Origin of the sequence: Actinophytocola sp., assembly GCF_035762905.1 — a bacterium.
GTDB lineage: Bacteria > Actinomycetota > Actinomycetes > Mycobacteriales > Pseudonocardiaceae > DASYTH01.
On record NZ_DASUCC010000156.1, the window covers coordinates 81,875 to 92,991 of the forward strand.

Below are 11,117 nucleotides of genomic sequence, written 5' to 3' on the forward strand. Positions count from 1 at the left end.
CACACTGGAGGCGAGGAGGAGACCTATGGCCGTCGCACTTGACCCGCAGTTGCTGGAGATCTTGGCGTGCCCGTCGGACGACCACGCCCCGCTGCGTCCCGGCACCCCGGACGACCCCGACGCCGACGCGCTGACCTGCACCTCGTGCGGCCGGCAGTTCCCGGTGACCGACGGCATACCCGTGTTGCTGCTGGACGAGGCCACCGTGCCGGACCCGGGCGACACACCCGTGGACCAGTGAACTCGCCGACCGACGACAGCCTGCTGGACGACCCCGCCCGGCTCGCCGAGGTGGACTCGGACGGCCTGCTCCGCGCGGCCGCGCAGGCCGGCGCGCAGGTGCGGGCCACCGTGGCGGCCGCGGCGGAGTCCGACCTGGCCCGGCTGTCCGGCTCCCGGCCGCGGGCGCTGGTGCTGATCACCCGGCCCGGGCTCGGCCCGGCCGCCGCCCGGGTGCTCGCCGCGCTGCTGCAGCCGGCCTGCCCGGTGCCGGTGGTGCTCACCGATGCGCTGCCCGGCTGGATCGGACCGCTGGACGTGGTGATCGGGCACACCGACGACCCCGGCGACATCGTGCTGGCCGAGTCGGTGGACCGGGCGGCCCGGTTCGGCGCCGGCGTGGTGCTCACCGCGCCGGAGGACGGCCCGGTGGCCGCCGCGGCCGCCGGCAAGGCGGTGCTGCTGCCGCCGCGGGTCGCGGTCCCGCCGGGGTTCGCCTTCGCCCGGGTGCTGTCCGCCGGCCTGCTCACGCTGCGCACGCTCGACCTGCTGGACACCGACATCAACGCGCTGGCCGACGAGCTGGACCGGGAGGCCGAGCGCGATCACCTGCAGCACGAGTCGTTCGTCAACCCGGCCAAGTCGCTGGCGTTGCGGCTCGCCGACCGCAGCCCGCTGCTGTGGGGCCTGGACGAGGTGGCCACGGCGGTGGCCGGGCACGCGGCGCAGGTGCTGGCCACGCACACCGACCGGGTCTGCGACGTGGCCGGGTACCCGCAGGCGATGAGCGGCACCGCCCTACACCGGGCCGCGGTGCACGCCTCGTCCGGGCAGGACATCTTCGCCGACCCGGAGGAGCTGCACCCGGGGGAGACCTCCCCGCTGCGGGTGTTCCTGGTCGCCGTGCGATCCACGCCGGGTGACCAGGTACGCCGGCTCGCCGCCGACACGCTGCCCGGCGCGGACGTGTTGGCCCCGAACGAAGAGATCAGCGCCGACGCCCCGGCCTGCGCCGCGGTGCTGGCGCTGCGGTTCGAGCTCGCCGCCCTGTACCTGGGGCTGGCCGCCGGCACGACCGGCGGATCCGGCCGGTACGCGTCGGCGCGATTCTAAGAGGTATCCGGTGGACTTACTCAGCAATGCCGTCCGTCCCTATGCCTGGGGATCTCGCACCACGATCGCCGGACTGCTCGGCCGGGATGTGCCGGCACCGCACCCCGAGGCCGAGCTGTGGATGGGCGCGCATCCGGGCGACTCGTCGGCGATCCCCGGTCCGGACGGCGAACCGCGGTCGCTGATCGACGTGATCGCCGGCGACCCGGCCGGCCAGCTGGGCGCCGAGACGGCCCGGCGGTGGGGACCGCGGCTGCCGTTCCTGCTCAAGATCCTCGCCGCCGAGGAGCCGCTGAGCCTGCAGGCGCACCCGTCGGCCGAGCAGGCCGCGGCCGGGTTCGCCCGGGAGGAGGCGGCCGGGCTGCCCAGGGACGCGGCCACCCGCAACTATCCGGACCCGACCGCCAAGCCCGAGCTGATCTGTGCCCTGACCCGGTTCCACGCCCTGGCCGGGTTCCGCGACCCGGCGCGGACCGTGCGGCTGCTGCGCGCGGTGCAGACGCCGGGGCTCACCCCGTACGTCGAACTGCTCGCCGGACAGCCGGACAGCGAGGGGCTGCGGGCGCTGTTCACCACCTGGATCACGCTGCCACAGCCGGCGCTGGACCGGCTCACGCCGGAGCTGCTGGACGCGTGCGTGGCGCACGTCCGCGCGCACGGCGAGTTCGAGCGCGAATGCCGCACGATCCTGCAGCTCGGCGAGAGCTATCCGGGGGACGCGGGCGTGCTGGCCGCGTTGCTGCTCAACCGAATCGTGCTGGAGCCGGGCGAGGCGATCTACCTGCCGGCCGGCAACCTGCACGCCTACCTGCACGGCGCCGGGGTGGAGATTCTGGCCAACTCGGACAACACCCTGCGTGGCGGGCTCACCCCCAAGCACGTCGACGTCCCGGAGTTGTTGCGGGTACTGGACTTCCGCTGCGGCAACATGCCGGTGCTGCGCGGCGAACCGGCCGGCCGGCGGTGGGTGTACCCGACCCCGGCGGCGGAGTTCGAGCTGTCCCGACTCGAGTGGCCGGCCGGCGAGGACGAGGAGGTGCCGCTGGCCGGCGGATTGCCGCAGATCCTGGTGTGCACCGACGGTGCGCTGAACGTGGCCGCCGACGACGGGCCGGAGCTGATGCTCGAGCGCGGGCAGTCGCTGTGGATTCCGGCCAGCGACCCGAAGATCGTGTTGCGACCGGCGGTCGAGTCGGGGTCGCGGGCGTTCCTGGCGACCGTGGGGGCCTAGACTTCCGGCAATCCGGACGAATCCGAGGCTAAGGAGCGGCATTGTCGACCGAGGGCAGCACCAAGGCGATTCTGGCCGCGCTCGTAGCCAACGCCGGTATCGCCACGGCGAAGTTCATCGGGTTCGTGATCACCGGATCGTCGTCGATGCTTGCCGAGTCGGTGCACTCGGTCGCCGACACGACCAACCAGGGTCTGCTGCTGCTCGGCCAGAAGACCTCGCGGCGCGAGGCCACCCGGCAGCATCCGTTCGGGTTCGGCCGGGACCGGTACTTCTACTCGTTCATCGTGGCGTTGCTGCTGTTCTCGCTCGGCTCGGTGTTCGCGCTGTACGAGGGCATCCACAAGATCCAGCACCCGGAGGACCTGACCTCGCCGATGGTGGCGATCGTGATCCTGGTGGTGGCCATCGGCCTGGAGACCTACAGCTTCATCACGGCGATCCGGGAGTCCAGGAAGGTCAAGGGCGACGCCTCCTGGTGGGGCTTCATCCGCCAGTCCCGCACCCCGGAGTTGCCGGTGGTGCTGCTCGAGGACGCGGGCGCGCTGCTCGGTCTGGTGTTCGCGCTGTTCGGCGTGAGCCTGGCGGCGGTGACCGGGAACGCGGTATGGGACGGGGTCGGCACGATCATGATCGGGCTGCTGCTCGGCATCATCGCGATCATCCTGATCATCGAGATGAAGAGCCTGCTGATCGGCGAGGGCGCCACCCCGAAGGAGCTGGACGCGATCTGCGCGGCCTGCGAGTCCGGCCAGGTGCAGCGGGTGATCCACATCCGCACCCAGTACATAGGTCCGGAGGAGCTGCTGGTCGCCGCCAAGATCGCGCTCGAACCGGGGCTCCAGATCGAGGAGGTGGCCCGGGCCATCGACGCGGCCGAGGTTCGGATCCGGGAGAAGGTTCCCAACGCGCGGCTGATCTACCTAGAGCCGGATCTGGACCGATCCGTCCCGGCCGGCACGTAAAGCGGCGCGGCGCCCGCGCCGTTACTGTCGAGCCATGCCCCGGACCGGTATCTGGCGGACCAAGTCGGTCGAACAGTCCATTGCGGACACGGATGAGCCGGGGAGCCGGCTCCGCAAGGACCTGACCGCCTGGGACCTCACCGTTTTCGGCGTCGCGGTGGTGATCGGCGCCGGCATCTTCACGCTCACCGCGCGCACCGCGGGTGACCTGACCGGCCCGTCGGTGTCGCTGGCGTTCGTGCTGGCGGCGATCGCCTGCGGCCTGGCCGCGCTGTGCTACGCCGAGTTCGCCTCGACGCTGCCGGTCGCCGGCAGCGCGTACACCTTCTCCTACGCCACCTTCGGCGAGTTCATGGCCTGGATCATCGGCTGGGACCTGATCCTGGAGTTCGCCGTCGGCGCCGCCGCGGTGGCCAAGGGCTGGTCGGTCTATCTGCAGACCGTGCTCGGCTATCTGTTCGGTGACGGCGTGGCGACCAGCTTCCGGCTCGGCGGGCTGACCGTGGACTGGGGCGCACTGCTGCTCGTCGTCGTGCTGGCGCTGCTGCTGATCATCGGAACCAAGCTGTCCTCCCGGGTCAGCCTGGTGATCACCTCGATCAAGGTCGCGATCGTGCTGTTCGTGATCCTGTTCGGGTTGTTCTACATCAAGTCCGCCAACTACAGCCCGTTCATCCCGCCGGCCGACGAGGGAACGCCGGGACCGTCCGGCGTCGAGCAGTCGCTGTTCTCCCTGCTGGCCGGCGGCACCAGCAGCACGTTCGGGGTGTTCGGGCTGCTGGCCGCCGCGTCGCTGGTGTTCTTCGCGTTCATCGGGTTCGACGTGGTGGCCACCACCGCCGAGGAGACCCGCAACCCGCAGCGCGCGGTGCCGCGCGGCATTCTCGGCTCGCTTGCCATCGTCACCGTGCTCTACGTGGCGGTCGCGCTGGTGGTCACCGGCATGGTCAACTTCCGTGAGCTGGCCACCACCACGGGTCCGGACGGCGCGCCCGAGCGCAAGACGCTGGCCACCGCGTTCTCCGCCAACGGCGTCGACTGGGCGGCCAACCTGATCTCGATCGGCGCCCTTGCCGGGCTGACCACCGTGGTGATGGTGCTGATGCTCGGCCAGGTCCGGGTGCTGTTCGCGATGTCCAGGGACGGCTTGCTGCCCCGGGCGCTGTCCCGCACCGGCACGCACGGCACGCCGGTCCGGGCCACCGTGCTGGTCAGCGCGCTGATCGCGTTCGCGGCAACGTTCTTCGCCGCGGACAAGCTCGAGGAGATGGTCAACGTCGGCACGCTGTTCGCGTTCATCCTGGTCTCTGCCGGGGTGATCGTGCTGCGCCGGACCCGGCCGGACCTGCCGCGCGGGTTCCGGGCGCCGGGCGTGCCGGTGCTGCCGATCCTGGCCATCCTGGCCTGCCTGTGGCTGATGCTGAACCTCACCGTGCTGACCTGGCTGCGGTTCGTGGCCTGGATGCTGGTCGGCGTGGTCGTCTACTTCCTTTACAGCCGTTCGCGTTCCGTGCTCGGCCGGCGGATGGCCGAGGAGGCCGAATCCCGCCGGTGAACCTGCTCTGCCTCGATGTCGGGTCCACCTGGACCAAGGGTGCGCTGGTCTCGCCGGACGGCGAGCTGCTCGGCACCGCCGCGCACGCCACCACCCCGCCCGAGGTGCTGACCGGGATCGGCGCGGTGGCCCGGGCTCTGGACGCGGCGGACGCGCGGGTGCTGGCCTGCTCGTCGGCGGGTGGCGGGCTGCGGCTGGCCGTGGTCGGCCAGGAGCGGCTGGTCAGCGTCGAGGCGGGACACCGGGTCGCGCTGTCGGCCGGTGCCAAGGTGGTGCACGTGGCCGCCGGCCGGCTGGACGGCGCCGGCCTGCGTGCGTTGCGGTCCGCCCGGCCGGACGTGCTGCTGCTGGTCGGCGGCACCGACGGCGGTGCTGCGGATGTGTTGCTGCACAACGCGAAGCGGCTCGCGGCGAACCGGATCGGCGTGCCGGTGGTGCTGGCCGGCAACGCGGCGGCCCGGGATCGGGCGGTGGCGCTGTTGCGGGAGCGCGGCCGCACCGTGGTGCCGACCGGCAACGTGCTGCCGGACGTGGGTGAACTGGCCCCCGGGCCGGCCCGGGCGGCGATCCGGGAGGTGTTCCTGCGGCACGTGATCGGCGGCAAGGGCCTGTCCCGGGGGCCGCGGTTTCGCCGGCTGGTGCGCACGGTCACCCCGGACGCGGTGCTCTCCGGCGTCGCCCGGCTGGCCGCGCACCGGGACACGCCGGGTGCCGTGCTGGTGGTCGACGTCGGCGGGGCCACCACCGACGTGTACTCCGCGGTGTCCACAGTGGACGATCCGGAGGACGAGCGGCACGCGGTCGGGCTGCCGGCCGACCGGCGCACCGTCGAGGGCGACATCGGCCTGCGCTGGTCGGCGCCGGGCGTGGTGGCCGACGCGGTGGCCGAGCGCCTGCTGTCCGAGAGTGAATCGGCCGGGCTGACCGGGATCGCCGCCGGCCTTGCCGCCGATCCCGGCACGGTCTCGTCCGAAGTGGACATTCGGCTGGCCGGCCTGGCCGCGGTGCTGGCCGTCCGCCGGCACCTACGCATGATCGACGGCCGGCTGGGACCGCACGGCGCCGGCCTGCTGGTGCTCTCCGGCGGGGCGTTCCGGCACGCCGAGCCGGCCGGGCTGACCGCCGTCGAGCACGCGCTGCGCACCGACCCGGCGCTGCGCCCGGTGCTGCGGACCGCCCGGTTCACCGTGGATCGCGACTACGTGCTGGCCCCGGCCGGGCTGCTGGCCGAAGCCGGGCAGCAGCGGGCCGCCGACCGGTTGCTGCTACGACTCGGTGCGGCCGTTGCGGGGCACCGGCAGGATCGGGGGTAGCCCGGCCGCCGCCGGGCCGGCCGGGTCCAGGCCGGCGGCCAGCGCGATCACCCGGTCCCACTCGGGATCGGCGGTGTAGTCGCCGTGCCCCTGCACGCCGGGGGTCCAGCGGCTGCCGGGGGTCGGGCCAAGCGGCGGGTCCGGCAGCCAGTGGTCAAGGCCGAGCACCAGCGCGCCGCCCGGCGACCGGATCGCGGCCGGCAGCGGCCCGATGGTCCCGTCCGGCCGGAACCCGACCCCGAGCAGCCGGCCGTCCACCACCTGGCGCCGCCAGGTGGTCACCGCGCCGCCGATCGGATCGGTGCCCCGGCACAGCGACCGCCACCGGGTGCCCAGCTCCCCGGCCAGCGCGGCCAGTGACGTGTGCGAAACCACACCAGGAAAGGCCCGTGGGTAGGCCCACTGCAGCGGCGAGCCGACCGTGACCACACCCACCCGCCTGCGCTCCGGCTCGTTGAGCGAGTTGAGCAACCGGGCCGCGGCCGCCGCGACCAGCACGCTGCCCTGGCTGTTGCCGGCCAGCACCACCCGGGTACCCGGGTCGCGCAGGTGCTCGGCGGTCCGCGCGGCCAGCTCCGGGATCACCTTCAGCGCGTAGCACGGCGGCACGATCGGGTGCGCCTCGCGCGGCCAGAAGCAGGCCAGGTCGGCGATCACCCCGAGGGTGCGGCCGGCTTCCGGTGCCCGCGCCGCGTTGTACACCGCCCGCAGCAGCGCGGCCACCAGCGCGCCGAGCACCAGCACCCCGACCCCGGACAACGGGGTCATCCAGTTCGGCGGGTCCATCCGGTTGATCCGCCGCCACAGCGCGACCACCGTGCCGGCGCACAGCACCGCGGTCAGCGCGAGCACCGCGTGGTGCAGGTGCGCGCGCTGCCAGTGCGCCCGGCGCCAGGCCGGCAGCGCCGCCGGCAGGTCCGCGGGCCGGGTCGCGTGCAGCAGGTTGACCTGCTCGAACGGGCGCCGGGAGCGCAGCCGGTGCCAGTTGTGCACCGCCGCGAACGCGACCACCGGCACCAGCGCGGCCGCGGCCAGTACCGCGCTGGCGCCCCACAGCAGGGTCACCGGGGTGTAGCCGGGCGGCAGCGGCAGCTCCCCGGCCCCGATCAGGCCGCGCACCGCGATGGCCAGGCCGGCGCCCAACCCGCCGCCGAGCAGCGCGGCGGTGGCCAGCACCGGCGCGGTCATCCAGCCGCCGGCCCACGGCCGCAGCTCGGCCGGCTGCCCGCGCCAGGTCCGCCGGGCGATCAGCGCCGCCGGCACCAGCACCAGGCCGAGCAGCACGACCAGCCCGATCAGGGCCGCGGCCAGTGCCTCGACGGTGGAGTCGGTACCGGTCAGCGAGCTGGGCATCGGATGCTGTGCCGCACCGACCCCGACCACCAGCGCGACGCCGAGTCCGAGCAGTATCCGCCGGGTCCACGGGCCCAGCCCGATGCGCAGCCACGCGCCCATCCGCTGCGGCTCGGCGCCGGTCGGGTCGTCGAGCAGCAGCACGGCCAGGATGGCCAGGGTCAGCAGCACCAGCGCCATCGCCCAGAACACGGCATCGACCGGCCGGTCCGGGAGGTGGAACGGCCCGCCGACCGGCAGCAGCGCCACCGTCGCCAGCGCTGCCACCAGGTGCAGGGCGCGCAGCATCGGGGTGTCCGGGTCGGCGACCAGGTTGGTGCCGGGTAGGTCCACGGCGACGTTCGGTGCGGACGGCGGCGGGTTGGGCGAGTCGTCGACCTCCCAGGCCACGCAGGAGATCCGGTGCAGCACCAGGATCGCCGCCAGCACCGGCAGCAGGCCGATCGCCGGGCGCACCAGCGGGGTCTCGCGCAGCCAGTCCGGCACCGCCGGCAGGCAGGCCTTGCCCGGGGCCAGGCACTGCGCGGCCAGCAGGTCCAGGCTCACCACGGCGGCCTGGGTGACCAGCAGCATGGTGAGCAGCAGTGCGGCCAGGCGCAGCAGCGACCGGCTGATCAGACCGAGCCGGGCGGCCAGCCGGTGGCCGCGGGGCAGCGGCGGCAGCATCCAGTGCGCCATGTTGGCAAGGGAGAACGGGAACAGCAGCGCCCAGGCCGCCTTCGCCCAGCCGCCCGAGGTCATCCCGCTCCAGATGTAGCCCTCGACGATCCGCGGCACGGGCCGGCCACCCGCGGTGAGCACCGGACCCGGCGCCGGGCGCAGCAGCCGGTCGGCCGGACGCACCACCCGGCCGATCCCGTCGCCGGCCACGTCGACCGCGCTGATGGCCGAGACCAGGGCCTCGGGCCGGGTGCCGAGTATGCCGTGAACCCGCAGCTCGACAACCCGTGTGTCCGGACCCGGTAGCAGCACGGCCCTCCTTCGCGACTTCTTGAATGGCACTTGAGCGGCCCTGTTTACGCGCTAGTGGCAGGCCTCACATCGAGTGGCCAACGGTAGTGTTTGAACGCGACGGGGTCTTACCCGCGGTGCCGGCCGGCACGAATAGCTTGGAGGAAGCGCTCGATGACCGCAGCAGAAACGCGGAACGAAACCGGAGCCCGGTACGCCCGGACGATCGGTGATGTCGACTTCGCTGTGGCGGACCTGTCGCTTGCGGAATTCGGCCGCAAGGAGATCCGGCTCGCCGAGCACGAGATGCCCGGCCTGATGTCGCTGCGCCGGGAATACGCGGAGGTCTACCCGCTGCGTGGGGCGCGGGTGTCCGGGTCGCTGCACATGACCGTGCAGACCGCGGTGCTGATCGAGACCCTGGTCGCGCTCGGCGCCGAGGTGCGCTGGGCGTCGTGCAACATCTTCTCCACGCAGGACCACGCCGCTGCCGCCGTGGTGGTCGGTCCACATGGGACGCCGGAGGAGCCGAAGGGTGTTCCGGTGTATGCGTGGAAGGGTGAGACGCTCGAGGAGTACTGGTGGTGCACCGAGAAGATGCTCACCTGGCCGGACGGGGTTCCGCCGAACATGCTGCTCGACGACGGCGGCGACGCGACCCTGCTGGTGCACAAGGGAACCCAGTACGAGAAGGCCGGCGTCGTGCCGCAGCCCGAGGACAACGACTCGGACGAGTGGAAGGTCATCCTCGACGTGCTGCGCCGGTCGCTGTCGGCCGACGACGGCAAGTGGAGCAAGACCGGCGAGGCCATCCTCGGCGTCACCGAGGAGACCACCACCGGCGTGCTCCGGCTCTACCAGCTCGCGGCCGCGGGCGAACTGCTGTTCCCGGCGATCAACGTCAACGACTCGGTCACCAAGTCCAAGTTCGACAACCGGTACGGCATCCGGCACTCGCTGATCGACGGCATCAACCGCGGCACCGATGTGCTGATCGGCGGCAAGGTCGCGGTGGTGTGCGGGTACGGCGACGTCGGCAAGGGCGCCGCTGAGTCGCTGCGCGGCCAGGGTGCGCGCGTGGTGGTCACCGAGATCGACCCGATCTGCGCGCTGCAGGCCGCAATGGACGGTTACCACGTCCAGCGCCTGGAAACCGTGCTGCCCAAGGCCGACATCGTGATCACCACCACCGGCAACAAGGACGTGGTGATGGTCGAGCACATGGCCGCGATGAAGCACCAGGCCATCGTCGGCAACATCGGTCACTTCGACAACGAGATCGACATGGCCGGCCTGGCCCGCTACCCCGGTGTCCACCGGATCAACATCAAGCCTCAGGTCGACGAGTGGGTCTTCCCCGACGGCCACTCGATCATCGTGCTGTCCGAGGGCCGCCTGCTGAACCTGGGCAACGCCACCGGCCACCCGTCCTTCGTGATGTCCAACTCGTTCTCCAACCAGGTCATCGCCCAGATCGAGCTCTACACCAAGCACAACGAGTACGACCGCGAGGTCTACCGCCTGCCCAAGAAGCTCGACGAAAAGGTCGCCCGCATCCACGTCGAAGCCCTCGGCGGCGAACTCACCAAACTCACCAAGGACCAAGCCGAATACATCGACGTCGACGTCGAAGGCCCGTTCAAGCCCGACCACTACCGCTACTGACCAGCCCAAACTCGGCGTCTCGTGTATCCTGACGATCGCGGAGGCTTAGAGAGCTGAAGAAGTGGGCCCGGTGCGTCGCCGGACGGCGACCCGCCGGGTCCGCGCTATCTAGGGGTAGTCGAGGTCGTTCACGGCATCGATGAGGTTCCCGATACGGGTGCGCCATTGGCCGCCACGCGCGAAACACCACGCCACGGCGTCTGGGATCCAGAGCATCGCTTCGCTTGTCGAACCGACGTGTTCATAGACCAGCGGCACGGGGTGCGGATGTTGGGCGATGACTCGTCGGATTGTGGCCTCGTCGTGGGTGTCCCGGTGTGAGCGGCTGTCGAGGACCAGCCGGTGTGCGCTCCGGTCGAGCAAATCACGGATCACCTGCGCGAGGCAGTCCTGGCGCGCCGGTTCGTCCTGCCGGCCGCATGATCGGGTGTAGATCCGCACCGCTACGGGAAGCCGGGCGATGGCGTTGGCAAGTGCGCGCCGGCGCGGCTCCTTCTCGTTGTGGAAGTGCACTTCGGTCTGACCGCACAGCAGGAGGCTGCGCAGGTTGCGGCGGAGTTGCCGCAGCTCGCCCGGTTCGGTCAAGGCCACGGCGATCAGGTATGTGGAGCCACGGCGGGATTCGTCGGCGAAGGCGTGCACGGTCATGATCGCCGCATCATCGCAGGTGGGGAGGGTTTCCCGGGGCGAGATGCGATCACACCATCGCGTGAACCCGGGGTGTCTGGCCGGCCACCTCGTAGCCGGCCAGA

9 protein-coding genes are annotated in these 11,117 nt (G+C 72.1%); 7 read left to right on the forward strand and 2 right to left on the reverse strand.

Annotation, left to right across the window (positions count from 1 at the left end; all coding sequences use genetic code 11):
* Nucleotides 1–25: 25 nt before the first annotated feature.
* From VFV67_RS34935 to VFV67_RS34960, 6 genes are read left to right on the forward strand one after another with little or no spacing between them, the layout of a single operon-like run.
* Entirely contained in the window at nt 26–241 is a 216-nt protein-coding gene (locus tag VFV67_RS34935; RefSeq protein ID WP_326475004.1) for a Trm112 family protein, read from the forward strand.
* Nucleotides 238–1,332 (forward strand): hypothetical protein, encoded by a 1,095-nt coding sequence (locus VFV67_RS34940; RefSeq protein ID WP_326475005.1) that lies wholly within the window; start codon nt 238–240, stop codon nt 1,330–1,332. Before VFV67_RS34935 ends, VFV67_RS34940 begins: the two co-directional genes overlap by 4 nt.
* Before the next feature lie 10 nt (nt 1,333–1,342).
* Nucleotides 1,343–2,563, forward strand: a complete 1,221-nt coding sequence (manA, locus tag VFV67_RS34945; RefSeq protein ID WP_326475006.1) for a mannose-6-phosphate isomerase, class I — start codon at nt 1,343–1,345, stop codon at nt 2,561–2,563.
* Between the two features lie 41 nt (nt 2,564–2,604).
* Nucleotides 2,605–3,528 (forward strand): cation diffusion facilitator family transporter, encoded by a 924-nt coding sequence (locus VFV67_RS34950; protein WP_326475007.1) that lies wholly within the window; start codon nt 2,605–2,607, stop codon nt 3,526–3,528.
* 34 nt (nt 3,529–3,562) lie between these two features.
* Complete coding sequence (locus VFV67_RS34955; protein WP_326475008.1) at nt 3,563–5,083, forward strand: amino acid permease; 1,521 nt, start codon at nt 3,563–3,565, stop codon at nt 5,081–5,083.
* Nucleotides 5,080–6,396: a glutamate mutase L gene (locus VFV67_RS34960; RefSeq protein ID WP_326475009.1), complete on the forward strand. Its 1,317-nt coding sequence runs from the start codon at nt 5,080–5,082 to the stop codon at nt 6,394–6,396. The genes VFV67_RS34955 and VFV67_RS34960 overlap by 4 nt, the downstream gene beginning before the upstream one ends.
* Here VFV67_RS34960 and VFV67_RS34965 read toward each other — a convergent pair.
* Nucleotides 6,349–8,721: a hypothetical protein gene (locus VFV67_RS34965; RefSeq protein WP_326475010.1), complete on the reverse strand. Its 2,373-nt coding sequence runs from the start codon at nt 8,719–8,721 to the stop codon at nt 6,349–6,351. The two genes, VFV67_RS34960 and VFV67_RS34965, sit on opposite strands and share 48 nt — an antisense overlap.
* A gap of 153 nt (nt 8,722–8,874) precedes the next feature.
* Here VFV67_RS34965 and ahcY point away from each other — a divergent pair, with 153 nt between their 5' ends.
* Nucleotides 8,875–10,365, forward strand: coding sequence for an adenosylhomocysteinase (ahcY, locus tag VFV67_RS34970; RefSeq protein WP_326475011.1), 1,491 nt, complete (start codon nt 8,875–8,877; stop codon nt 10,363–10,365).
* Between the two features lie 108 nt (nt 10,366–10,473).
* Here ahcY and VFV67_RS34975 read toward each other — a convergent pair whose 3' ends face one another.
* Nucleotides 10,474–11,013 (reverse strand): hypothetical protein, encoded by a 540-nt coding sequence (locus VFV67_RS34975; protein ID WP_326475012.1) that lies wholly within the window; start codon nt 11,011–11,013, stop codon nt 10,474–10,476.
* Between the last annotated feature and the right edge of the window lie 104 nt (nt 11,014–11,117).

Coding starts and splice junctions, on each gene's coding strand:
- VFV67_RS34955 (WP_326475008.1), top strand. CDS start 3,563: ATGCCCCGGACCGGTATCTGGCGGACCAAGTCGGTCGAACAGTCCATT.
- VFV67_RS34935 (WP_326475004.1), top strand. CDS start 26: ATGGCCGTCGCACTTGACCCGCAGTTGCTGGAGATCTTGGCGTGCCCG.
- ahcY (WP_326475011.1), top strand. CDS start 8,875: ATGACCGCAGCAGAAACGCGGAACGAAACCGGAGCCCGGTACGCCCGG.
- VFV67_RS34975 (WP_326475012.1), bottom strand. CDS start 11,013: ATGACCGTGCACGCCTTCGCCGACGAATCCCGCCGTGGCTCCACATAC.